We start from the raw sequence: 25171 nt of genomic DNA on the forward strand, positions 1-25171 counted from the left end.
TTTGCCAATGACACGGATGGTGCCGTGACGGTCGACTGGGTCGTCCTGACCGCAGCCGTCGTCGCCTTGGCCATTCTGGTTTTCGGTGCCGTCAGCCTCGCCGTCAAGGGCCGCGTCGGCGATGTGGCCACGCAGATAGCCCGCACGGAATAAGCAAGGACCGCGGCAGACCCGCCGCGCAATGCAACCGGTCCCGGCCACCTCCGGTGGCGACCGAAACGAAAGGATGAAATCATGCGTGCCGTATTTGGACTCGTGCTGGTTCTGGGCATGGCGCTGGCAGGCGCCGCCGTCTACATGGTCAAAGGCTATGTCGCCGACACGGAATCCGCGCTGATCGCGGAACGCCAACGCGCCGCCCAGTCGGTGGAAACGGTGGACGTCCTGGCTGTCGTCGGTGCCAAGGCCTTTGGCGACACCATCACGGCTGCCGACCTGCAAGTGGTGAAGTATGCCAAGGACTTTCTACCCGAAGGCACATTTGCCACGACTCAGGACTTCTTTCCCGAGGGAGAGGACATCAGCCGGTCCGTCTTGCGGGCGATGGACGTGAACGAGATCGTCACCGCCTCCAAGGTGACCGTACAAGGTGAAATCGCCAGCATCACGCAGGCCCTCCGCCCCCAGATGCGGGCCTTCACCATCAACGTGGACGCCGCGACCGGCGTGTCGGGCTTTCTGCGCCCGGGCAACCGCGTGGACATCTACTGGACCGGGTCGGTCGATCCGTCCAGCAACCAGGCCGAGACTCATCTGATCGGGTCCTCCATCGAACTGGTCGCTGTCGATCAAAGCACCGATCGCAACAGCCTCAAGACCTCGATCCCCAGCACGGACACCGTCCAGGTCAACCCTGCCGACGTTGCGCGGCTGGCGCAGGCGCAGGCCGAGGGCAAGTTGAGCCTGTCGCTGGTTGGGTCGGATTCGGCACAGAACATGGTGCCGGACGGCGAGCAGGCGATTACCTTACCGGAAGCACCCGAGGCACCTGTGGTCGTGGCGGAAGTGCCGGTCGAACAGGCCCCTGCCCCGCAGGCCTGCTATACGACCGTGCGGCGCGGCACCGAGAAGATGCAGATGGAAATCGCCTGCACGAACTGATCCGAACCGTCGCATGGCACGCGGGGCGCAAGTCCCGCGTGCCATTTTACGTCCGAAGGACCACACCTGCACAACTTGAAAATTTCCATCTGTTGCGATTTACCCACAGCAATTCTCCCTCCCAAACCATTGATTCTTGCAATAATCCGGCGGCCCGGTCATGGTGGCCGCAATGACGGAAAATAATTTCCGCTGACGCGTGATCGGAGAGGCAGGTCACAATGAGCTATGACAGATTCATGAGGGCCGCCGTTGCGAGCCTGGCGATTGCTTGCGCCAGTGTGCCGCTGACTGCGTCGGCCGAAACCTTGCGTGTCGTGCGAGGGTCGGCGACCGCCCCACTGGCCGTGCCAATGAACCGGGCCATCGTCGTCGAAAGCGACGAACCCTTCGCGGAAATCTCCATCGCCAACCCCGGCATTGCGGACATCTCGTCCCTGTCGGATCGCACCATCTACTTGCTGGGCAAGGAGCCGGGGCGGACAACAATGACGATTCTCGGGGCCGATGGGCGCCTGATCAGCAACGTTGAGGTGCAGGTCACCCCCGACATCGCGGAATTCAAGGAACGGCTGGAACAGATCCTGCCGGGCGAGCCGATCGAGGTGCGCACCGCGAACAACGGTATCGTCCTGTCAGGAACCGTCAGCAGCACCGCCCGTCTGGACCGCGCGCTGGAGCTGGCTGAACGCTATGCCCCTGAACGCGTCTCCAATCTGATGAGCGTCGGCGGCACCCAGCAGGTCATGCTGAAGGTCCGCTTTGCCGAGATGCAGCGCAGCGTCAGCAAATCGCTTGCCTCATCGATTGGCGCGCAGGGCACGGCGCTGAACGGCAATCTGGGCACCTCGGGCGGGACCGGCGCGCTGGTCACCTCGGGTGCGATCAGCAATACCTTCAACGGGTCCGTTCCGGACACCAACGCCAACAACGGCGCATTCCTGTTCGGCTTCAACGCCGGCGGGCTCGAGGTCGGCATCCTGTTGGAAGCGCTGGAATCCCGCGGCGTCGTGCGCACGCTGGCCGAACCGAACCTGACCGCCCTGTCGGGGCAAGAGGCAAAGTTTCTGGCCGGCGGCGAATATCCCGTGCCGGTCGCCCAGGAGGGCGGCCAGATCTCTGTCGATTTCAAGCCGTTCGGCGTCGAACTGACATTTGTGCCCCGCGTCGTGGACGGCGACATCATCAATCTTGAACTGATGGCGGCCGTGTCGTCCATCGACCCGGCAAACGGGTTCACCGCGAACGGCTTTACGGTCAACGCCTTCCGCCGCCGCGAGACGTCGACCACGGTCGAAATGCGTGACGGTGAAAGCTTTGCGATCGCCGGCCTGCTGTCCGACGACTTTACCGACCTGAAAGGCCAGGTCCCCTGGCTGGGCGACGTGCCGGTGCTGGGTGCCTTGTTCCGCAGCGTCGAATACAGCCGGCGGCAAACAGAGCTTGTCATCATCGTCACACCGCACCTTGTCACACCGACCCGCGGTCAGGCCTTGGCCCTGCCCACCGATCGCGTGCAGCCGCCCACCGAAAAGGACCTGTTCCTGTTCGGCAGGGTCGCCGCATCGGACGCACCCAAGGCCGGTGGAGCGGGCGAAGTTGCCCGGCAGGACTTCAGCGGGTCCTACGGCTACGTGATGGAATGAGGGGGGGTCGCATGATGAAGACGCTTTTGACAGCGACCGCTGCCGCCCTGGCCTTGTCGGGTTGCGCGCAAGAGGCAGGGATATCGCAGTCCGGGGCCGGATCGGCTGCCCTAGCGACCGGTTTCGGCGACGCGACGGCGATCAACACCCAGGCGATGATCGACGCCGACGGCGCGACGGCCATGTTGGGCACCCGGTTTGCGGCCGAGGTCGACAGCACCGTGACCTTTGCCTTCAATTCCAGCCAGTTGGACGCGACGGCAATGGCCGTTCTGACCACGCAGGCCAATTGGATCAGGCAGTTCCCCGAAGTCCGCTTTCGCGTCTACGGCCATACCGATCTGGTCGGCAGTGCGGCTTACAACAAGCGTCTCGGTCTGGCGCGAGCCAATGCGGTCGTGAATTTCCTGTCGACGCAGGGCATCAGCCGGTCTCGGCTCGAGGCGCTGGTGTCCTTCGGCGAAACGCGACCCGTGATCGCGACGCAATCCCCCGAACAGCAGAACCGCCGCACGGTCACCGAAGTCTCTGGCTTCGTGAAAGGCGCGCCGATGTTGCTGAACGGCAAATATGCCGCCGTGATCTTCCGCGAATATGTGATCAGCGCCGTGCCGATCAGCGGTCTGTCAGTGTCCGCAACCGGAACACTTGCCGGTCAGGAGTAGCGCCACCCTGACGCGCATCGTTGGATGCGCGTCAACAGTGGCTCCTCTGGGCCCCGATCGTGCGCCACCATCGCACAATCAAACGGATTTGGTCCCAATCTCGCCAAGATTGAAGGCCATGTAGGGTCCAACGGGCACGTCTTGTCCTGCACGATGCAGAACAGACATCAGCACTGGGTGGATCGTGACGGAACGTTAAACTTCCCGTCCCATACCTGTGTGACGCCCGCTTGAATGAGGACGTCCGACATGAGCAGTAACGCAGTTCTGAAATCCGAAAGCGCCGCCTTGATCGCCTGCACCGTCAGTCGCGACGTGCAGATCTTCGATCTTCTGATCGAGGATATGGAAACCGCCCTTGGCGAAAGCTGGGGGGACCTGGGGTTTGACGACGCCCTGACCTTCCTGCGCCAGCCCGAGGCGGCAGAGCTGCAATTCATTGCCGTCGCGATGGATGCCTCGGACGAGGACAACATCGACCGGATCGCTGCCATCATCGGTGCTGCCAAGAAGCGCGAGATCAAGGTGATCCTGATCACCGAGGATGTCAGCCCGGCCGCCCTGCACCAATTGCTGCGCGAGGGTGGCGATGAATTCGTCCCCTATCCCCTGCCAGAGGGTGAACTGGCAAATGCCATCGAACGCGTGTTGACGCCGGTCGCGGAAATTCCGGTGGCCCCCGAATTGCAGAACAATCTCAAGGCGACAGGGACCCATGACGGCGTGATAGTTGCAGTGCACGGCATGGCCGGCGGCACCGGCGCCACTACTTTGGCGGTCAACCTTGCCTGGGAGCTCGCCTGTCTCGACAAGGACAATCCGCCCCGCGTCTGCCTGCTTGACCTCGATCTGCAATGCGGGTCCGCATCGACATACCTCGACCTGCCTCGCCGCGAGGCGGTGCTGGAGCTTTTGTCGGATACCGAGGCGATGGACAGCACGTCCTTCATGCAAGCCCTGCTGTCCTTCGACCAGAAGCTGCACGTCCTGACCGCGCCCACCGACATGATCCCGATGGACCTGATCAGCAGCGCCGACGTCAACCGCGTTCTGGAACTGGCCCGCACCAATTTCGATTACGTCGTCATCGACATGCCGTCGACGATGGTGGAATGGTCCCAGACCGTGCTGGAGGCAGCGCACGTCTACTTTGCGACACTGGAACTTGACATGCGGTCCGCGCAGAACACCCTGCGACTGAAACGCGCCCTGCAATCCGAGGATCTGCCCTTCGACAAGCTGCGCTTCGTGCTGAATCGCGCGCCCGGCTTCACCGACCTGTCCGGCAAGGCGCGAGTCAAGCGTCTGGGCGAAAGCCTCGGCATCTCGATCGAGGTGCAGTTGCCCGATGGCGGCAAGCAGGTCGCCCAGACCAACGACCACGGAACGCCCCTGGCCGTGAATGCGCCCAAGAATGCCATGCGCAGGGAAATCGCGAAACTCGCGGCCTCGGTGCACGCGGTCAACAAGGCCGACCACGCCGAAGCACGCGGGTAGCGGAAGGGTTTCATCATGTTCTCCAAGTACAAAAAGCCGACACCGGGCGAGCCCGCCGCCGGCCGCGCCGTTCAGCCCCATGCGAAACCCGCGATGTCCGCCGTCGCCGCTGCCGTGGCGAATGAGTCGCCCCGCAAATCCCTGATGAAGGCCATGCCGACCCGTCCGGCCGAAGTCGCCGCCGGCGACCGTGACAAGAAGCGCAAGGAACGCCTGGGCGAGATCAAGCTGGAACTGCACAAGGCGCTTCTGGACAACCTGAACCTGTCCGCACTGGAAAACGCGAGCGAAAGCGATCTGCGCACCGAGATCAACGCGATCACGAACGAGTCGCTGGAAGAAATGGGCATCGTCCTGAACCGGGACGAACGCAGCCAACTGACGCAGGATCTGTTCTTCGAGGTGACGGGCCTTGGCCCGCTGGAAACCCTGCTGAAGGACGATTCCGTCAACGACATTCTGGTCAACGGTCCGCGACAGATCTTCGTCGAACGCGCGGGCAAACTGGAACTGACCGACATCACCTTCAAGGACGAAAAGCATCTGCTGCGCATCATCGACAAGATCGTGTCCGCTGTGGGTCGCCGCGTCGATGAAAGCAATCCCTACGTCGACGCCCGCCTGGCGGACGGATCGCGATTCAACGCGATGGTCGGACCGATTGCGGTCGACGGCAGCCTGGTGTCGATCCGAAAGTTCAAGAAGGACAAGTTGGGCATCGACGATCTGGTGAAATTCGGCGCCTTCTCCGAGGAAATGGCCGCCTATCTGCAAGCCGCCGTGGCGACGCGCCTGAACATCATCGTGTCTGGCGGTACGGGTTCGGGCAAGACCACGACCCTGAACGCGTTGTCATCCTTTATCGCCAACGACGAACGTATCCTGACGATCGAGGATACGGCCGAACTTCAGCTGCAGCAGGTTCACGTCGGCCGCATGGAAAGCCGCCCCGCCAACGTCGAAGGCAAAGGTGCCGTCAGCCAGCGCGACTGCCTCAAGAACGCGCTGCGGATGCGGCCTGACCGGATCATCGTCGGGGAAACCCGCGGTGAAGAGGTCATCGACATGCTACAGGCGATGAATACCGGCCACGACGGATCGATGACGACCATCCACGCCAACTCTGCCCGTGACGGCGTGTCGCGTCTGGAGAACATGATCGCGATGGCCGGGATCGAGATGCCGATCAAGGCGATGCGGTCGCAGATCGCCTCGGCCGTGAACCTGATCGTGCAAGCCTCGCGCCTGCAGGACGGTTCGCGCCGCATGACCTCCATCACCGAGATTACGGGGATGGAAGGCGACGTCATCTCGATGCAGGAAATCTTCAAGTTCCAGCGTGTCGGCCTGACGCCCGAGAACAAGATCATCGGGCATTTCACGGCGACCGGCGTGCGCAGCCATTTTTCGGACCGTTTCAAACTGTGGGGCTACGACCTGCCGCCGCAGATTTTCGAACCACTCGTTGCGGAGTAAGCGAACATGATTTCCTCCCAGCCCCTAATTTACATCGCGATCTTCGCCTCTGTCATCTTCGTGGTGCAGGGAATCTATCTGGTGCTGTTCGGCAAGTCGATCAGCCAGAACGGCAAGGTCAATCGCCGTCTGGAACTGCTGGAAAAGGGCGGCAACCGCGAACAGGTGCTGGAACAACTCCGCAAGGAGATGACCCAGCACATGAAATCCCAGAGCATTCCGCTCTATTCCATACTGGCCGCCAAGGCGCAGCGCGCCAACATCGCATTCACGCCGCCGCAGATCATCATGCTGATGGGCGTCGTCAGCGTCATGGCCTTCGTCGGCCTGACCGTGATGACCGAAGTGGCCCCCATGACCCGCAGCGTCATCGCCGCGGGGATGGGCGTGGGCGGCGTGTTCATGTGGATCAGCGGCAAGGCGAACAAGCGCATGGCCCTGTTCGAGGAACAGCTGCCCGAAGCGGTGGAACTGATGGTCCGGTCTCTGCGCGTCGGTCACCCGTTCAACTCCGCCGTCCAGATCGTCGCCAAGGAGATCGCAGATCCCCTCGGCACCGAAATGGGTGTCATCGCGGACGAAGCTGCCTATGGCCGCGACATGGGCGAGACACTGAAGGCGATGGCAGAACGGCTCGACATGCAGGATCTGCGGTTTCTTGCGGTTGCAGTGACGATCCAGCAGACATCGGGCGGCAACCTGGCCGAAATTCTGGATGGTCTGGCCAAGGTGATCCGGTCGCGGTTCCGCCTGTTCCGCCGCGTCAAGGCCATCACCTCCGAGGCGAAATGGTCCGGCAAGCTGCTGTCCGGCTTTCCGATCGGGGCGCTGATCGTCATCAACATGATCCAGCCCACCTATTTCGACGAGGTCATGGACAAGCCGATCTTCATCCCGGCCTGTCTGGTCGTCGCAGCGTTCCTGATCATGAACCTGATCGTCATGCGCGCCCTCGTGAACATCAAGGTTTAAGGTCAGATCATGAACATCTTGAACGATATCAACGCCGCAATCACCGACATCCTTGGCCCGTTCGGCGGGGTCATGGCACTGGGGCTTGTCGGCGTGGCCATGATCCTGACGACCCTGCCCGTCCTTCTGAAACGCAAGGCCGATCCGCTGGACAAGCTCAAGGCGACCGCACGCGCGCACGATGCGCGTGCCGACGGAAAGGTCGAACGCCTGCGCACGGCGTCGGGCAAGGACAAGCTGGAAAAATACGCCAACTTCCTCGAACCGCAGGATGCCGTCGCCTATACCGCCGCCAAGCTGAAACTGCTGCAAGCGGGCTACAAGTCCAAGAATTCCGTCCGCATCTTTCACTTCGCGCAGTTCGCCCTGGGAATCCTCGGCCTGATCCTCGGCGGTCTCTACGCCCTGCTGAAGACTCAGGCCGGCGAAGTGTCGTCGCAATCCATGATGATGATGGTGCTTGGCCCCGGCGTCGTCGGATACCTCTTGCCGAAATATTGGGTCACGCGCCGGGTCGCATCCCGCAAGGAGGCGATCACCAACGGCTTTCCTGACAGCCTCGACATGATGCTCGTGTGCGTAGAGGCGGGTCAGTCGCTGGATCAGTCGATCCTGCGGGTCGCCCGCGAACTGAAATCGGGCTTTCCCGATCTGGCCTCCGAATTCGAGATCGTCAGCCAGGAGATGAAGGCCGGCAAGGGCAAGGAGGCCGTGCTGCGCGACATGTCCGAACGCTGCGGCGTCCAGGACATCTCGTCGTTCACGACGGTCCTGATCCAGAGCCAGCAGTTCGGCACCTCGATCGCTGAAGCCCTGCGCGTCTACGCCTCTGAAATGCGTGACAAGCGCGTCATGCGGGCCGAGGAGGCGGCGAACAAGTTGCCGACCAAGATGACGTTGGCCACGATGATGTTGACCGTGCCGCCGCTTTTGCTCATCCTGATCGGACCCTCGATCTATGGCATCACGCAAACCATGGCGGCCGGAAACTGACCTTATGATCCGCATCCGCAACGGCACAGCCGTCGCTCTGATCCTTGCTCTGGCCGCCTGTTCATCGGGCGGCCCGCTTGCATCTGGGGACGGCGTCTTTGCGCCGGGCGTGTCGGGCAAGGCAGAGGTCGACAATCTGGTGGTCGGTCACCGGCTGATGGCGGCGGGCGAATACGAACTGGCGCTGGACGCCTATACGCGCGCCGCCGCTGTCGAGGGCCTGAACGTCGACACCCTGTCTGCCTTGGGCTCTGCGAACCTGCGCCTCGGGCGATTGGGACAGGCCGAGGACCTGTTGCGCCGCGCCGCGCAGGACGCACCCGAATTCGCGCCAGCATGGAACAATCTGGGCGTGCTCCTCATGGAAAAGGGCGAATTTGCGGAAGCGGCAGAGGTTTTCCGTCGCGCATATGCCACGGATAACGGGAATTCCGACGCGATCCGCGAGAACCTGCGCTTGGCACTCGCCAAACGCGATGCCGATATCTACGCTCCAGATCAAGAGAACCAGGAATATGAACTGGTCCGGCGCGCCGATGGGGACACCATCGAACCGCTCTGAGGCAGTAGCAGGAAAGGACGCACGCAAGATGCGCCATACCGTCATTCTTTGTCTGGCCGGCACGCTGGTCCTCTCGGCCTGCGGGTCGCGCAACGGCGACGCCGAAGTGCAGCGCGCGATGCAGGACCTCAATTCCATCGAAAGCACGAACCTCAACGACGTGATGCTGACGGTCGGCGACCCCGAGGAATCCGTGAAGTACTTTACTGGTGCGCTGGCCAGTGATCCCGGCCGGATCGACCTGCAACGGGGCCTCGCGAAATCGCTGGTCCGCGCCGGCCGCGCAAACGAAGCCGTGACCGCATGGGAACTGGTCGTCGCGACCGCCGGAGCCAACCTCGACGACCGCGTCGATCTGGCCGATGCCCAGATCAGGGCCAACCAGTGGGACGATGCGGCCGCGACCCTCAACGCCATTCCACCGACCCACGAGACCTTCAACCGCTACAAGCTCGAGGCGATGATCGCCGACAGCAAGCAGCAGTGGTCCAAGGCCGACAGCTTTTACCAGACCGCCGTGGGCCTGACGACGACACCGGCCAACACCATGAACAACTGGGGCTATTCCAAGTTGACGCGCGGCGATTATCCTGGGGCCGAACGCCTTTTCACCGACGCGCTGCGGCAGGACAGCACCCTGTTCACCGCCAAGAACAATCTGATCATGGCCCGTGGTGCGCAACGCAAATACGACCTGCCGGTCGTTCCGATGACCCAGGTGGAGCGCGCGCAACTGCTGTATACGCTGGCGCTGACGGCGATCAAGCAAAGCGACGTCGCAACCGGCAAGGGTCTGCTGCGCGAAGCGATCGACACCCACCCCCAGCATTTCGAGGAAGCGACACGTTCGCTTCGCGCACTGGAAGAGGTGTAATTCATGCCTCTGCCGGCGTCGGCCGCATGGCTCTTTCTGATCGTCGCCGTGCCGGTGGGGCTTTGGGTCGCCTACACAGACCTGTCGCGCATGAAGATCACGAACGCCGCCGTTGTCACCCTCTTCGCGGGCTACGTCGTGCTCGGCTATTTCGCCCTCCCGTGGGCGGGGTATCTCTGGGGCTACGTCCATCTGATCGTGGTGCTGGTGATCGCCATAGCGCTCAATGCGGTCGGTGCGGTCGGGGCAGGCGATGCCAAGTTCGCCGCCGCCGCGGCTCCGATGATCGCGACCGGCGACATCGCGCCCCTGCTCTACCTCTTCTGCCTGTGTCTGCTCGGCGGCTGGGCGATCCATCGCATCGCCCGCATGACGCCCTTGCGCCGCATGGCTCCTGATTGGGCCAGCTGGACCTCTGGCCGCCGCTTTCCGATGGGATTGCCGCTGGCGATGACCCTGATCGCCTACCTTGGACTGGTGGCAAACCGGGGTCTGTGACGCCCCGCCCACAGCGATTCCCCGGCGGCGAAGCCGTTTGTCCATGATTTGGCCATAAAGTCCTTTCACAACGGGACCACGCGGGGGACGGGCCCCCGCCCGTCGCGAGGGCCTTTTTCTTGAACATGCAAAGCACCGGGGTCATGGCCCCGCCCAGCCCCCGCACCCTTGACGGCATGGCCCTTCCGGTGCCGATGATGCGCGACATTCTCGTCAAGACGATGTTCCGCATGAACCTGACGCAGGTGACGGCCCTTGCCCGAAACGTCTGCCTGCCCGTGAACGTGACGCAGGAACTGGTCGATCTGGCCCGCAGCCAACTGCTGCTCGAGGCGACGGGCAGCCTGTCGTCTTCGGGCACGACGGAAATGGGCTACCAGTTGACCGATGCCGGTCGCGCCCGTGCGCATGATGCGCTCAAGCAGTCCGAATATTACGGTGCCACGCCTGTCCCGCTCGAGGTCTACCGCGAGCAGATCAAGCGCCAGTCGATCCGCAACATCCAGATCACCCGCGACCAGTTGACGACGGCGATGGGCCATCTGATCCTGCCGCCGGCCCTGATTTCCAACCTTGGCCCTGCCGTGTCATCCGGCCGGTCGATCCTGATGTATGGTCCGCCGGGCAACGGCAAATCCTCGATCTCCAACGGCATCCGCGACGCGTTGGGCGACAAGATCTACGTGCCGCGCGCCGTCGAATATTCCGGTCAGGTCATCACCGTCTACGATCCCATCGTTCATTCCAGCGCCGAGGATGACGAACAGGACCCCAATTCCCTGCGCCGGACCACCGGGCGGTTCGACACCCGCTATGTCCGCTGCGAACGACCCACGGTCATCACCGGGGGCGAGCTGTCGCTGTCGATGCTCGACCTCGTCTACAATCCTGTCGCCCGCACCTACCAGGCCCCGCTGCAACTGAAATCCACCGGCGGCATCTTCATCGTCGACGACCTTGGCCGTCAGGCGGAACCGCCGCAGGCGCTCGTGAACCGCTGGATCGTCCCGCTGGAGGAATCGAAGGACATCCTCGCGCTCCAATCGGGTGAAAAGTTCGAGGTGCCCTTTGACACGTTGGTCATCTTCTCGACCAACTTTCACCCCAACGCGATCTTCGACCAGGCCGCCCTGCGCCGCATCTTCTACAAGATCAAGATCGACGGCCCCAATCAGGCCGACTACCTCAAGATCTTCGCCCTCGTCGCCCGCAAGAAGAAGATGCCGCTGGACGAGGCGACGCTGGTCTACCTGCTCAACACGCTCTACCCCACGATCGACAATATCTATGCGAACTATCAACCGGTGTTCCTGATCGACCAGATGATCTCCATCTGCGAATTCGAAGGGATTCCCTACCAGATGAATCCGGACATGATGGATCGCGCCTGGGCCAACATGTTCGTCAAGGAAGAGGACATCGTCCGCTGACTTGACCCCGGGCCTGTTCCGCCACACATCGAGGGTATGGATCTGCCCCCCGTCATCGCTGAATGGTTTGCCGCGCGGGGCTGGTCCGTGCATCCCCACCAGCAGGCGATGCTGGATCGCAGCGTCTCCCCCGCCCTTTTGCTGATCGCGCCGACCGGCGGCGGCAAGACGCTGGCCGGGTTCCTGCCAACCCTCGCCGAACTGTCCGGCGGCACGCATCACGGTCTGCACACGCTTTACGTCTCACCGCTCAAGGCGCTGGCCGCCGACATCAAGCGTAATCTGACGACCCCGGTGACCGACATGGGCCTGCCGATCCGGATCGAGGATCGCACCGGCGACACGACCGCCACGCAGAAAAAACGCCAGCGCGCCGACCCGCCGCATATCCTGCTGACCACCCCCGAAAGCCTGGCCCTGCTGACGTCCTATGAAGACGCGCCGCGCATGTTCGCAGGCCTTCAACGCGTCATCGTCGACGAGATTCACGCGCTGGCCGAAAGCAAGCGCGGCGACCAGCTCATGCTGGCCCTCTCGCGTCTGCAATCGATTGCCCCCGACCTGCGTCGCGTCGGTCTCTCGGCCACCGTCGAAAACCCCGCCCGCATTGCATCCGGTCTCGCCTGCCACCCAGACCCCTGCGAGATCCTCTACGCCGACCCCGGCCCCAACCCGGACATCGCCATGCTCGTGACCGATGAACGCCCGCCCTGGGCCGGTGGCGGTGCGAAATACGCGATCCCTGCCGTTCTGGAACAGGTGAAGCAGCACAAGACGACCCTGATCTTTCACAACACGCGCGCACAGGCCGAGATCTTTTTCCACAACCTCTGGCTTGCCAATGACACCGACCTGCCGATCGGCATCCATCACGGCAGCCTCGACCGCGAACAGCGCCAGCGGGTCGAATCCGCGATGGTCGCAGGAAGCCTGCGCGCCATCGTCTGCACCGGCTCGCTCGACCTTGGTATCGACTGGGGCGACGTCGATCTGGTGATCCAGGTCGGCGCGCCGAAGAACGTGAAACGTTTGATCCAGCGCATCGGTCGCGCCAACCACCGCTACAACGCGCCGAGCAAGGCGCTGCTTGTCCCCGCCAACCGGTTCGAGGTCGTCGAATGTGTCGCCGCGCTGCAGGCCGCCCGCGATCACGACCTCGACGGCGACCCGCCCGGCCCCGGCCCGCGCGACGTGCTGTGCCAGCACATCCTGATCCGCGCCTGCGCCGGTCCCTTCACCGCCGACGACCTCTTCGCCGAAGTCCGCACCGTCGGAGCCTACGCCACCCTGACGCGGGCCGCCTTCGATGCCTGCCTCGATTTCTGCGCGACCGGTGGCTACGCCCTTGCCGCCTACGACCGCTGGAAGCGGTTGCAGCTGCGCGACGGCCTCTGGCATCTGCGCGACCCGCGTGCCACCCGCGATCTGCGCATGAACATCGGCACCATTCAGGACACCGACACGCTGAAGGTCCGCCTCAAGGGCGGCTTCAAGCCGCTGGGCGAGATCGAGGAGGCCTTTGCCGCGACCCTCACCCCCGGCGATACCTTCCTGATCGGCGGCCAAATCGTGCGATACGAAACGCTGCGCGAGATGTCGGTCGAGGTGACGCGCCGTGCCGACAAGGCTCCCAAGATCGCAACCTTCATGGGCACGAAGTTCGCCACCTCCACGCAGTTGTCGCAACGCATCCTGCGCATGTTCCAGCAGGACGACTGGCCCGACCTGCCGATGCACACCGCCGAATGGCTGCACCTGCAACGCGAATGGTCCAAGCTGCCGGAAGCCGACCGTATCCTCGTGGAATCCTTCCCCCACGATGGCCGCGCGCATACTTGCTTTTACGGCTTCGCCGGCCGCAACGCCCAGCAGACCCTTGGTCTGCTGCTGACCAAACGGATGGAAAGCCTCAGCCTCAACCCCCTCGGCTTCGTGTCGACCGACTATGCGACGCTAATCTGGGGCCTGACCCCGGTCGAGGACCCTGCACCGCTGTTTGACTCGGGTGCCCTGCACGACGGCTTTGCCGACTGGCTGGCTGGCAATGCCGTGATGAAACGCACTTTCCGCGCCTCGGCCACCATCGCCGGTCTGATCCAGCGCAACCTGCCGCAGGCCCGCAAATCCGGTCGTCAGGCGACCTTCTCGTCGGACATTCTCTATGACACCCTCGCCAAATACGATCCCGACCACCTGATCATGCAGGTCACGCGCGAAGAGGCCCTGCGCGGCCTCGTCGATTTCGGCCGGGTCGAGGAAATGCTGGCCCGCACCGCCGGCCGCGTCGATCATGTCATCCTGCCCCGCGTCAGCCCCCTCGCCGCCCCCCTGCTGCTGGAGGCCGGGCGCGTCCCCATCGCCGGTGCCGGCCGCGAACGTCTGATGGAGGACGCCGCCGCCCGCCTGATGGAGGAGGCCGGCCTCGCCGCACTGTGACCCTTGAATCCTCCTGCAAACCGGTTCAGGAACGGATCATGAACGGCCATGCTTTTACATTCGGTGAACATCGTCTGATCGCTCTGCCCTCCGGGGCGCTCTGGTGGGAAGATCGGCGGCTGCTCTGCGTGGCGGACCTGCATCTGTGCAAGTCCGACCGCGTTGCGCGCCGCTCCGGCCAGATGCTCCCGCCCTATGAAACCCAAGAGACGCTGGCCAAACTTGGTACCGACATCGCCCTGACCGACCCCGCAACGGTGCTGTGTCTTGGTGACAGCTTCGACGACCTCATGGCCGCCGAAACCCTCGCCCCCGCCGATACCGCGACGCTGACCAGCCTGCAGGCCGGTCGCACCTGGCTCTGGCTGGAAGGCAACCATGACCCGGGGCCGCTGAACCTTGGCGGCACGCACCTTGCGCTTCACGCCGACGGTGGCCTGACCTTTCGCCACATCGCCAGCGCGGGGCCGCTGGAAATATCGGGCCACTACCACCCGAAACACGCCATTCCGGGTGCCGGGGCCGCGCGCCCGTGTTTCCTGAGCGACGGCAACCGTCTGATCCTGCCGGCATATGGGGCCTACACCGGCGGCCTGCGCGCGACAGAGCACCCGCTGACCAGCCTCTTTACCGGCCAGATCATCGCGATCCTGACCGGTCACCGGGCGATCTGCGTGCCGCTTACGCGGTCAGCCCGTCAGGCTCTGCCCATCCGTTGGCGCGGCAGCAGGCCGTAACCGTATTCGCCAGCAGGCAGGCGATGGTCATTGGACCCACGCCGCCCGGTACCGGCGTGATCGCCCCCGCGACCTGCGATGCGGACGCGAAGTCGACATCGCCCACAAGTCCCGTGTCCGTGCGGTTGATCCCGACGTCGACGACCGTCGCACCCGGCTTGATCCAGTCGCCCGGCACCATCTGCGGACGCCCCACGGCGGCCACGACGATATCCGCCCGCCGCACCACCTCAGCCAGATTTCGCGTCCGGGAATGGGCGATCGTCACCGTGCAGCTTTCCCCCAGCAAAAGCTGTGCCATCGGCTTGCCGACAATGTTGCTGCGCCCGATCACGACCGCATCCATCCCCGTCAGATCGCCGTGATGATCGCGCAGCATCATCAGGCACCCCAGCGGCGTGCAGGGCACCATGGCTCTCTGCCCCGTCGCCAGCAGCCCGACGTTCGAGATATGGAACCCGTCAACATCCTTCGCGGGGTCGATGGTCGCCAGGACCTTCGCCTCGTCCATCCCCTTCGGCAGCGGCAGTTGCACGAGGATGCCGTGCACCTTCGGATCGGCGTTCAGATCCGCGACAAGGCGCAACACCTCCGCTTCTGCCACATCCGCCGACAGGCGATATTCCAGCGACAGCATGCCGACCGCCTTGGTCATCTTGCCCTTGGACCGGACATAGATGTCAGAGGCCGGGTCATCGCCCACCAGTACGACAGCCAAACCCGGTGTGACGCCATGCTCTTCCTTCAGCCGCGCCACATGGGCCGCCACCTTTTCCCGCATACGGCCCGCAAAGGCCTTTCCGTCGATGATCTTCGCCGTCATTCGTCACTCCTTCCAGGCACGGACCGCCTGCGCGATCGGCCACGGTTCCTTCGGTGCCCCATACACCCCGTCGGTGGGCAAAGGAATACAAGCGCTGCCGCACCTGCCGTCCGCGCGACAGATGCGCTTTGCAGCAACCTCAGGCTTCGCCGGCAGCGGCATTGGATCGGGATAAAGCGGCGTCGCGTCGACGCATGCGGATCAGCCGTGCGCGCACGGGACGGCGGGCGGGGTGCCTTCGGGCGTCGGCCCGAACAGCGCCGGACGGCGTCACCCGCGCCAGCCGCGCTGACCCGGCACATGCAGCACAAGATCGTCACCCAGCCGCAACGTCCCCGGCCGTTCGACCCAGGCCGTCACCCCGCGCAGACCCGCCGCAGCCGCCTTGAAGGCCTTGCCGTGGCCGGGCGCTGCGTCTTCGATGGTCTTGGCGACCAGATTGCAAGGCTGGTTCAGCATGTCCACGGTCAGCGTCATACCGTCAGGCCCCTGCAACCGGCTGGATGGGGGCACATGCGTGAAATCCGGCAGTCCGCCGATCACGACACTCGCCCCCAGCCAAGCCGGATCGACTCGCTCCAGATCCAGCTTCTCCGCGATGATCGCCAGTTCTGCGGCGCTCACGATGCTGATCTGCCGGACGTTCCGGATTTCGGTGCCCTTGGGATGCTGCGTCGTCACCCGACTGCACGACGACCGCGTCAGCCCGGCGTGAAACTCACCCGTGAACCCGTCGAACCCCAGCACCATCTCGTCCAACGGCTCGCCCACGATTTCCTGCGCGTCCCGGTGCGGCACGCGGCCCAACCACGTCACCCGCCCGACATGCTCTGTCCTGATCAGTGCCGGCATCACGTCCTCCACATGCAAAAGGCCCCGTGCCTTGCAGCACGGGGCCTTTGATCAATCAAGCCAAATCAGGCTGTCGGTTCCGGCTCCATCCCGCCATCGACCTGCGGCTTCTTGCGGGTCTTCGGGACCGACGGGATCGCGTTTCCGCCAGAAGGAGGCGTGTCGTCCAGATCCTCGCCCCGGTTCAACGCCTCGCCCGCGATAACGCGCGTGATCTCGTTCCCGGTCAGCGTCTCGTATTCCAGCAGACCCTGCGCCAGCCGTTCCAGATCGTCGCGCTTCTCGGTCAGGATGCGCTTGGCCGTGTCGTAGCCTTCCTGCACCAGCGCCTTGACCTTGTCGTCGATGATCTTCTGCGTGTCTGCCGAATGGTTCGTGCCGCCGCCGTAGTTGCCAAGGTAGGAGTTCTGCTCGTTGGCGTAATCGACAAACCCGAGTTCCTCGGCATAGCCAAACTGCGTCACCATCGCCCGCGCGATCTTGCTGACCTGCTGGATGTCCGACGATGCGCCGGACGTCACCTGATCCTTGCCGAACACCAGTTCCTCGGCCACGCGTCCACCCATCGCCATCGCGATCTTGGAAGTATACTTCGTGTAGCTCACGCTCAACTGGTCCCGCTCCGGAAGGGACAGCACCAGACCCAGCGCACGGCCGCGCGGGATGATCGTCGCCTTGTGGATCGGGTCGTGCTGCGGCACGTTCAGGCCGACGACGGCATGACCCGCCTCATGGTAGGCGGTCAGCTTCTTCTCGTCCTCGGTCATCACCATGCTGCGACGCTCGGCGCCCATCATGACCTTGTCCTTCGCGGACTCGAAGTCGATCATCGTCACGAACCGCCGTCCCACACGAGCCGCCATCAGCGCGCTTTCGTTAACGAGGTTCGCAAGGTCGGCACCCGAAAATCCGGGCGTGCCACGCGCGATGATGCGCAGGTCCACATCGGGGCCCAGCGGCACCTTGCGGGCGTGAACCGACAGGATCTTTTCGCGGCCCTTGATATCGGGGTTCGGCACCGTGACCTGACGGTCGAAACGACCAGGACGCAGCAGCGCGGGGTCCAGCACGTCGGGCCGGTTGGTGGCCGCAATGATGATGATCCCTTCGTTCGCCTCGAAGCCGTCCATCTCGACCAGAAGCTGGTTCAGCGTCTGTTCGCGTTCGTCGTTACCGCCACCGTAGCCTGCGCCACGCGACCGGCCCACGGCGTCGATCTCGTCGATGAAAACGATGCAGGGCGCGTTCTTCTTCGCCTGCTCGAACATGTCGCGCACGCGGCTTGCACCGACACCCACGAACATCTCGACGAAATCGGAGCCGGAGATCGTGAAGAACGGCACGCCCGCCTCGCCCGCGATGGCGCGGGCCAGCAGCGTCTTGCCGGTGCCCGGAGGTCCGACCAGCAGCGCGCCCTTGGGAATCTTGCCCCCCAGCCGAGAGAACTTCTGCGGATTGCGCAGGAATTCCACGATCTCTTCCAGCTCGTCCTTCGCCTCGTCGATGCCCGCAACCTCGTCAAAGGTCACGCGACCATGCTTCTCGGTCAACAGCTTCGCCTTGGACTTGCCAAAGCCCATTGCCCCGCCTTTGCCGCCGCCCTGCATCCGGTTCATGAAGTAGACCCAGACACCGATCAGCAGCACGAAGGGCAGCAGACCGATCAGGAACGACTGCAGGCCGGACTGTTCCTGGCTTTGCGCCGTGACTGGAATGTCCTGCGCGATCAGAAGGTTTGTGACCTCCGCATCGGCGGGCTTGATCGTGACATAGTCGCGACCGTCCGTCCCGCGATAACGCACCTGCTCACCGTCGAGCGTGACGCTTTGCACGGCGTCGCTTTCCACGGCAGTGACGAATTCGGAATAGCTCTTGGCGTTGCTCATCCCCGCGCCAGAGCCGCCACTGAACAGATTGAACAGCGTCAGAACCAACAGGAACAGGACGACCCAGAAGACGATGTTACGCGCGTTGCCCAATGTAAGGCTCCTTTGACATCGGAAAATGACGAGCGGACTCCTATCCGGCTCGCGTTGTCATGCAAAATAGACATTCTGGCGCGATCTTCAATGCGCAAGCAGCCGTTTGGGAAACTCTCCGCCGGGAGGGCAATGCTCCACGACGTGCGAGGGGCCGAAGTTCAGCGGCCCACACGCGACAAGCCGGTCATTGGCCCAGACGGCGGGCAGGCTCGCCAGGACGGCCCGGGGTGCGCGCGGTCGTGGCAGGTCAGCAGTCTGCGCAAGACCGTCCTCGCCCAGGGCGCGCACCTCCAGACCCTTGATTTCAGGACCGTAAATCGTCCAGCGTCGGTCCCACTTGTCCTTTGCGCCGGCGATGGCGGTCTGCTCCGAGACCCTCGCAGCCTCTCGCGCGATCCAGATCGCATCGCCGCGCGGCACGACGATACCACCGTGCAGCGTGGTCGTGCCGCCCCCCAGCGCCCGGTCCAGCGCATCTTCCAAAGCCGCCAGACGAGGGCGATAGGTCGCAGTGGCAACCATCTGCAAGGCCGCCGACAGGATGCGCAACTGCGTCTCGGGTTCGATATCTGCGAAACCATCCCGGTCAAGGATCACGCAGCCGGGGGCCGTCGGATCGTTGCGCAGAATCGCTGCCGCCGCATCGTGGGCGCGCCGCCCCAGCGCCACGCGGGCGCGCGCCATCTGGCGCGCCGTCTGCGACAGCGTGTCCCGGTCCAGCCCCTCCGACCCGATCAGACGGCGCATGCGGACCCGTGCAAAATCGGTGTCCTCATTGCTCGGATCGTCGACATAGGGAATGTGCAAAGTCTTGAGGTAATGTCGCAGATCGGCCCGTCCGACGTCCAGCAAGGGTCTGACGATGAACCAGTGCGGCAGCAGGACCGCGGGCCATGGCGGTCCGTCGGGCTGTTGGATCGGCTGCGTTGCCTCGACCGGCAACTGCGTCACGTCGCGCATCGCGGCCAGCCCGTCCACGCCGGACCCACGGGCCAGCCGCATCAACAGCGTTTCGGCCTGATCGTCCTGCGTATGGGCCATCAGCACATGGCGACACACCCCGCGCCAGCGCGCGATCAGATCACGCCGCGCTGTGCGGGCGGCGTCCTGCAAATTGCCGGAGCCGTCCCAGCCCTCCCACCGCAGCGTGCTGTGTGGCAGGCCAAGCGCCCGTGCCTCGGTCGCGACCATGACGGCCTCCGCGGCGCTTTCGGCCCGCAATCCGTGATCGACCGTGACGACCCAAAGGCGGACGCCATAGACCCGCGCCCAGTCTGCCGCGAGATGCAGCATCGCCATGCTGTCACCCCCGCCCGACACGGCAAGGGCGATATCCGTGGGAAAATCAGGCCCCAGAAGCTGCCCCATCCGGTCCGCGAACCGCTGGGGCAGACCTGTCCCTAGGGACATGCGAGCGTCAGCCGCGCGTTCGCCGCATCGGCGACATAGGGCGAGTCGGGAAACCGGACGCCAACCTCGTTCAACGTGACGCAGGCGTCCTGCGACTGCCCCACGCCGCCCAGCGCCGTGCCCAGACGGAACAGCGCTTCGGCCGCCATCGGGCCTTCGGGGTTGCCGGAAAACGCCTCCAGATAGGCACGCGCGGCATCCGCCGTTTCGCCCAGCCCGTCCAGCGCGCGGCCCCGCATCAGGGCCGCTTCCTCGATCAGGGACGATCCCGGGTAGGTCGTGCCGAAGGTCGCAAGGATATCCGCGGCGCTGCGAAAGTCACCGGATGCGAGCGCCTCCTGCGCCCGCTGGTAGTCCTGCTGTTCGCCAACGGCGAGTTGGGGGGCATCCGGCGTGGCCGGGGCCGGTGTCGGCACGTTCGCGGCGGAATCGACCCCGCCCAGTGACGGCGTGTCGCCCAGCGCACCGATGTCGCAGCCTTCCTCGATCTCGCACAGACGGAATTCCAGATCGCCGATCCGGTTGGTGCCGTCCGTCGTGATCCGGTTGATGCGGAATTCCAGCTCTTCGGTCTTGCCGGTCAGGCGGGTCAGCTCGCTCTCGATCGCGTTCAGGCGGTCCAGCGGCGTATTGCCTACCGCACCCGTCGTCAGCGCGCCGGTCGTCGACAATTCCGACCGCAGGCCCTGCACGTCGTTGTAAAGCGTGCCAAGCTGCTGACGGATATCCGCCAGCGTGCCCGCGTCCTGTGCTTGGGCCATTGTCGCACCGATCATCAATGCGCCAAGGCCCGCGATGTGTCGTGCGACGCCCCGCATCAGCTTAGCGACCCGACCGAGATGACCGTGACCGCGCGGCGATTCTTGGCGTAGCATTCCTCGTTCGAGCAGACCTCGATCGGGCGTTCCTTGCCGTAGCTGATCGTGCGCAGACGGCTGGACGCGATCCCCTGCGACGTCAGGTATTCCCGCACCGCATTCGCGCGTCGCGCGCCCAGCGCGAGGTTGTATTCGCGCGTGCCCTGCTCGTCCGCGTGGCCTTCGATGATGGCGAGGTAGTCGTTGTTGGTCTGCAACCAGTTGGCCTGACCGTCCAGCGTCGCCTGCCCCTGCGGCGTCAGGCTGCTGCTGTCCACGACGAAAAGCACACGGTCGCCCACGGTCTGCTGGAAATATTCCGCACTGCGCGGATCGGATGCCCCACCCTGGGCCATACCAGCACCCAGAGGCGCGCCACCCGCACCTGCACCGGCTGCATCGGCACCGCCGAAACGGTCGGGCCGGGTGCAGGCCGCGGTGGACAGCGCCAGCAGGACCAGCATCGCCTTCGTCGTCATATTCATGTCAAATCGTCCCTATGAACTGCTCTTGTCGGTATCCTAGCACGCCGCGACGTCCAGGGGAATCATGGCTGCAATGGTCCCCACGAGGGGTCGGATGCACCGCCCTGCAGGGGAACCGCCTTCAGGTTCCGGCCGGAAATGTCGACCGAATACAGCGCCGATGTGCCGCCGGCACCCTGCGTCTCGCGCGTGAACATCAGCACGCGGCCATTGGGCGACCAGGTCGGCCCCTCGTCAAGAAACGAAGTCGTCAGCAGACGTTCTTCGCTTCCATCCGTGCGCATCACGCCGATGTGGAACTGTCCGCCGTTCTGGTTCGTGAAGGCGATCAGGTCGCCGCGCGGCGACCAGACCGGCGTGCCATAGCGCCCCTCGCCGAAAGAGACCCGGCGCGGCTCGCCGCCGCTTGCAGGCATGATGTAAATCTGGCTGCCGCCGGACCGGTCGGACTCAAAGACAATCTGGCTGCCGTCCGGGGAAAAGCTGGGGGCCGTCTCGATGCTGGGCGCATTGGTCAGCCGGGTCGAACCGCCGCTGTTCAGGTCGGACATGTAAAGGTCAGTGTTGCCGCCGTTGGCGATGGAATAGACCACGCGCTGCCCGTCCTGAGAGAACCGCGGGCTGAACGCCATCTCGCCTTCGGCCGTCTCGACCTGCCGGTTGGTGACAGAACCGACGTCCAGCAGGTTGATGCGCGGGAAGCCCGATTCATAGGACGTGTAAAGCACCCGGTCGCCCGAGGGGGAAAAGCGCGGCGCCAGCACGATGGTGCTGCTGTCGGTCAGGAACTGCACGTTCGCGCCGTCGAAATCCATGATCGCCAGACGCTTCTGTCGGTTATCCTTCGGCCCCTCTTCGGCGACATAGACGACGCGGCTGTCGAAATAGCCGCCTTCACCGGTGATTCGGGAATAGGCGGCGTCGGCCACCTTGTGCGCCATCCGGCGCCAGCCGCCGACCGTGCCCGCGAATTGCAGCCCCTCACCCAGCTCTGCGCCGGTAAAGACGTCGTACAGGCGGAACTTCACCGTCAACTGGTCGCCATTAACCGCCACGGCCCCGCCGATCAGTGCCTGCGCGTTGATCGCGCGCCAGTCGGGATAGGCCACGGGCGCACCAAAGGCCCCCATCTGACTGATGTAGGCGCTTTGCGGAATTTCGCGGAACAGCCCGGTGCCGCTCAGGTCCTGCGCGACAAGCTGGCTGATGTCGCTCGCCACCTGCTCTGCACCCGCGGTTTCGGCCTGAAACGTCGGCACGGCAAAAGGCAGCGGCTCGATCACGCCGTCGGTGATCGTCAGGCGCAGTGGCCCGCCCTGTGCCAGCACGGGCGCTGCGGTGCCCAGCGCCAGAAGGGCCGCAATGGCTACGATCATAAACCGGTTCTTCATCACTCTCGTCCTCACTCGCGGGGCTTTGCGCCCCTTTGCCTGTTGATGCCACACTATCAAGTGTGGATGTCGCTTGCTACGGCCGACAGGCGATCTTTCGCCGTCACCGCAACCGCATCCCCGAGGGATCGAACGTGATCTCCACGTTCTGCCATTCACTGTATTTCTCGGCCGGCAGGTCATAGCCGTCGGTGCCCTGACACCGCAGGATCGCACGCCGAGCCGCATCATAGGCGATCTTGACCGACGCATCGTCGCCGCCGCTGGCCGCGACCTGCCGCACGTCGCTGTTCACCTTGCCGTCCTGACCGAGCGAAAACGCAACGGTCATCGTCACCCGCGCGGCCTGACTGCCGGGGTCGACGTTCCAGCACGCGTTCACCGCAACGCGGAATCCCTCGCGCTCCGACCCGGTCATCGGCGGGCCCTGCGGCACGTTCGCCGCATGCGCGGGTTCCGCCGTCGCAGCAGCCGCCGCCTCGAGAGCCGCTTCGACCGCCGATTGATCGACCTCCGGGACCGGGGCCTCAGCCGTTTCCGTCTCGACCTCCTGGGCCGGCGCAGGCGTCGGAATGTTCGGACGGGTCCGGGGTCGCGGAATTTCGGTCAGCCTGCCCTGCGGCGACTCTGCCTCGGTCACGATCTCGGTTGCTGCCTCCTCGGGTGCCGTCCGCTCCTGCGCCTCTTCCACGACGGGCGCATCGGGGGCCGCATCGGGGCTGGCCTGATCCTGCGCCACATCGGCCGGGGCCGCATCCTCTGGCGGAGGTGCAACCGGATCGGGTGTAATCCGCTGCGACGGGCGTGGCACGGGGCGCAGGCTGTCCTCCAGATCAGGGGCGGCCACGACCTCATCGGCCGGCGCGCCGGGAGCCGCGGGGGCATCGCTGATGACCGGGACGGGTTCGGGCGGCTCGGGGGCCGGTGGCGGCGGCAACTCCTGTGCGGGCGGCGGCGTCACGTCCGGCGGCGGCGGCGTCGCCGTCGCTTCGTCCTGCACCGGCACATCGGGGGCCGCTTCGGTTGCGGGCGTCTCGGGCGCTTCGGGCGGTGCATCGGTCGGATCGGGCGTCGTCGCCGCCACGATGGCGGCGTACTCGTCCGAACTCACGACCGACACTTCGCTGACCTCGAAGGGCAGCGGCTCTGCATTGAACCCCCAGCCGGCAATCAGCCAGACCAGCAGCGCCAGATGCCCTGCGGCCGAGACATATGTGCCCGTCGTCCGCTCCATCGTCTAGTTGCCAGCCTCCGGCACGGCACCAAGGCCCGTGCCCCCGATGTCGGTGACAAGGCCGATGTTGCCGAACCCTGCTGCATTCAGCGCCCCCATGACCTCGGCCACACGGTTCCACTGATTCACTCCGTCAGCGCGCAGAAAGATGCGGTCGCTGGTCCGTTCGGCGGCGATCGCCTGCAGCCGCGTCACGAGGTCCGCGTCCGGCGTATCCGTGTTCTGTATCGCAAGGCCGCCATCGCCCTTGATCGTGACCGTCAGCGGTTCTTCCTCGTCACTGGGCAGCGCATTCGCCGCCGTCTTGGGCAATTCCACCGGCACGCCGACGGTCATCAGCGGGGCCGCGACCATGAAGATGATCAGCAGCACCAGCATGACGTCCACGAAGGGCGTGATGTTGATTTCGGCCATCGGCTGCGCCCGCCCGCGCCGCCGCCCCCGCCGGTTGCCTGCCTCGGCCCCCACGGCTCAGGAATCCAGCTGGCGCGACAGGATGGTACTGAACTCGTCGGCAAAGGCTTCCCAGCCCGCGACGATCCGGTCCGCATCCGCGCTCAGCTTGTTGTAGAAGATGACCGCCGGAATCGCCGCCATCAGGCCAAGACCCGTTGCCAGCAGCGCCTCGGCGATGCCGGGGGCCACGACGGCCAGGTTCGTGTTCTGTGCCTGCGCGATCTCGATGAAGGCATTCATGATCCCGAAGACCGTGCCGAACAGACCGACGTAGGGGGCCACCGACCCGGTCGTCGCCAGCACCGACAGACCCTTCTGCAAGGTACCCGCCTCCTTCGCGATGGCGACATCCATGCTGCGGTCGATGCGCGCCTGCGCCCCCGCGATCAGGTCGCCGTCCTGCCGGTGCGACCTGCGCCATTCGGTCATGCCGGCGACAAAGATCACCTCGGCCGACCCATGCGGCGTCCCCGCGATCTGGTCAAACAGCTGGTCCAGCGGCTCCCCGCTCCAGAAAGCGTGGTCGAACTGCGTCGCGGCGGCGCGTGCGCGGCGATACTGAATCGTCTTGTCGATGATGATCGCCCAGCACCAGATGCTTGCGCCGATCAGCGCGAACATGACAAGTTTCACAAGGATGGTCGCGTGGGCGAACATCGACCACATCGTGATGTCGGGGACTGTTTCCATGGTGCCTGCTCTGCCGTTTGGCCGCTTGCGCGGTCTGATTGCCCGTGATTCTAGTCGAATCGCGGCCAAACGCCAATGTCATTCGGCACACGATTGCGCCAGAC

The 25171-nt window shown here is 64.5% G+C and carries 23 protein-coding genes; 13 read left to right on the forward strand and 10 right to left on the reverse strand.

From position 1 onward, the window contains the following. The first annotated feature begins 234 nt into the window (after positions 1-234). From cpaB to pdeM, 13 genes are all read left to right on the forward strand, one after another. Positions 235-1101, forward strand: a complete 867-nt coding sequence (gene cpaB, locus ACOI1H_RS04080) for a Flp pilus assembly protein CpaB (protein ID WP_422435451.1) — start codon at positions 235-237, stop codon at positions 1099-1101. Between the two features lie 221 nt (positions 1102-1322). Beyond that, positions 1323-2747, forward strand: coding sequence for a type II and III secretion system protein family protein (locus ACOI1H_RS04085; protein ID WP_422435452.1), 1425 nt, complete (start codon positions 1323-1325; stop codon positions 2745-2747). A gap of 14 nt (positions 2748-2761) precedes the next feature. Continuing rightward, positions 2762-3412: an OmpA family protein gene (locus ACOI1H_RS04090; protein ID WP_422435522.1), complete on the forward strand. Its 651-nt coding sequence runs from the start codon at positions 2762-2764 to the stop codon at positions 3410-3412. A gap of 249 nt (positions 3413-3661) precedes the next feature. Then, positions 3662-4909 (forward strand): AAA family ATPase, encoded by a 1248-nt coding sequence (locus tag ACOI1H_RS04095; RefSeq protein WP_422435453.1) that lies wholly within the window; start codon positions 3662-3664, stop codon positions 4907-4909. Positions 4910-4924: 15 nt separating this feature from the next. Next, on the forward strand, positions 4925-6385 hold the full coding sequence (locus ACOI1H_RS04100) for a CpaF family protein (protein WP_422435454.1): 1461 nt from the start codon (positions 4925-4927) through the stop codon (positions 6383-6385). 6 nt (positions 6386-6391) lie between these two features. After that, positions 6392-7357, forward strand: coding sequence for a type II secretion system F family protein (locus ACOI1H_RS04105; protein WP_422435455.1), 966 nt, complete (start codon positions 6392-6394; stop codon positions 7355-7357). A 9-nt stretch (positions 7358-7366) separates the two neighbouring features. Further along, a complete protein-coding gene (locus ACOI1H_RS04110; protein ID WP_422435456.1) occupies positions 7367-8350 on the forward strand; it encodes a type II secretion system F family protein in 984 nt (327 codons plus the stop codon). 4 nt (positions 8351-8354) lie between these two features. After that, on the forward strand, positions 8355-8912 hold the full coding sequence (locus ACOI1H_RS04115; RefSeq protein ID WP_422435457.1) for a tetratricopeptide repeat protein: 558 nt from the start codon (positions 8355-8357) through the stop codon (positions 8910-8912). A gap of 28 nt (positions 8913-8940) precedes the next feature. Then, positions 8941-9786, forward strand: a complete 846-nt coding sequence (locus ACOI1H_RS04120; RefSeq protein ID WP_422435458.1) for a tetratricopeptide repeat protein — start codon at positions 8941-8943, stop codon at positions 9784-9786. A gap of 3 nt (positions 9787-9789) precedes the next feature. Then, on the forward strand, positions 9790-10284 hold the full coding sequence (locus tag ACOI1H_RS04125; RefSeq protein ID WP_422435459.1) for a hypothetical protein: 495 nt from the start codon (positions 9790-9792) through the stop codon (positions 10282-10284). A gap of 119 nt (positions 10285-10403) precedes the next feature. Beyond that, entirely contained in the window at positions 10404-11714 is a 1311-nt protein-coding gene (locus ACOI1H_RS04130) for an ATPase (protein WP_422435460.1), read from the forward strand. A gap of 36 nt (positions 11715-11750) precedes the next feature. Further along, positions 11751-14150, forward strand: coding sequence for a ligase-associated DNA damage response DEXH box helicase (locus ACOI1H_RS04135; RefSeq protein WP_422435461.1), 2400 nt, complete (start codon positions 11751-11753; stop codon positions 14148-14150). A 38-nt stretch (positions 14151-14188) separates the two neighbouring features. Continuing rightward, positions 14189-14887: a ligase-associated DNA damage response endonuclease PdeM gene (gene pdeM / locus ACOI1H_RS04140; protein ID WP_422435462.1), complete on the forward strand. Its 699-nt coding sequence runs from the start codon at positions 14189-14191 to the stop codon at positions 14885-14887. Here the strand turns inward: pdeM and folD are convergent. The 10 genes from folD to tolQ form a co-directional block, all read right to left on the reverse strand. Next, positions 14832-15710, reverse strand: a complete 879-nt coding sequence (gene folD / locus ACOI1H_RS04145; protein ID WP_422435463.1) for a bifunctional methylenetetrahydrofolate dehydrogenase/methenyltetrahydrofolate cyclohydrolase FolD — start codon at positions 15708-15710, stop codon at positions 14832-14834. The genes pdeM and folD overlap by 56 nt on opposite strands. Positions 15711-15980: 270 nt before the next feature. Continuing rightward, positions 15981-16562, reverse strand: coding sequence for an MOSC domain-containing protein (locus ACOI1H_RS04150; RefSeq protein WP_422435464.1), 582 nt, complete (start codon positions 16560-16562; stop codon positions 15981-15983). Positions 16563-16627: 65 nt separating this feature from the next. Continuing rightward, complete coding sequence (ftsH, locus tag ACOI1H_RS04155) at positions 16628-18541, reverse strand: ATP-dependent zinc metalloprotease FtsH (protein WP_422435465.1); 1914 nt, start codon at positions 18539-18541, stop codon at positions 16628-16630. Positions 18542-18628: 87 nt separating this feature from the next. Further along, positions 18629-19954 carry a tRNA lysidine(34) synthetase TilS gene (tilS, locus tag ACOI1H_RS04160; protein WP_422435466.1) on the reverse strand — a complete coding sequence of 442 codons (1326 nt, stop codon included), beginning with the start codon at positions 19952-19954 and terminating at the stop codon, positions 18629-18631. Beyond that, complete coding sequence (locus ACOI1H_RS04165; RefSeq protein ID WP_422435467.1) at positions 19945-20772, reverse strand: tetratricopeptide repeat protein; 828 nt, start codon at positions 20770-20772, stop codon at positions 19945-19947. Before ACOI1H_RS04165 ends, tilS begins: the two co-directional genes overlap by 10 nt. Next, the gene (gene pal / locus ACOI1H_RS04170) at positions 20772-21296 is read right to left on the reverse strand and encodes a peptidoglycan-associated lipoprotein Pal (protein WP_422435468.1); all 525 of its coding nucleotides are present in this window, start codon (positions 21294-21296) and stop codon (positions 20772-20774) included. Before pal ends, ACOI1H_RS04165 begins: the two co-directional genes overlap by 1 nt. Positions 21297-21358: 62 nt before the next feature. After that, positions 21359-22687, reverse strand: coding sequence for a Tol-Pal system beta propeller repeat protein TolB (gene tolB / locus ACOI1H_RS04175; protein ID WP_422435469.1), 1329 nt, complete (start codon positions 22685-22687; stop codon positions 21359-21361). A gap of 103 nt (positions 22688-22790) precedes the next feature. Further along, positions 22791-23921, reverse strand: a complete 1131-nt coding sequence (locus ACOI1H_RS04180; RefSeq protein ID WP_422435470.1) for an energy transducer TonB — start codon at positions 23919-23921, stop codon at positions 22791-22793. A gap of 3 nt (positions 23922-23924) precedes the next feature. Then, positions 23925-24335, reverse strand: a complete 411-nt coding sequence (locus tag ACOI1H_RS04185; RefSeq protein WP_422435523.1) for an ExbD/TolR family protein — start codon at positions 24333-24335, stop codon at positions 23925-23927. 57 nt (positions 24336-24392) lie between these two features. Further along, on the reverse strand, positions 24393-25067 hold the full coding sequence (gene tolQ, locus ACOI1H_RS04190) for a protein TolQ (protein ID WP_422435471.1): 675 nt from the start codon (positions 25065-25067) through the stop codon (positions 24393-24395). Between the last annotated feature and the right edge of the window lie 104 nt (positions 25068-25171).

The sequence above is a fragment of the Loktanella sp. DJP18 genome, assembly GCF_049310965.1.
Taxonomy (GTDB): Bacteria; Pseudomonadota; Alphaproteobacteria; order Rhodobacterales; family Rhodobacteraceae; genus Loktanella.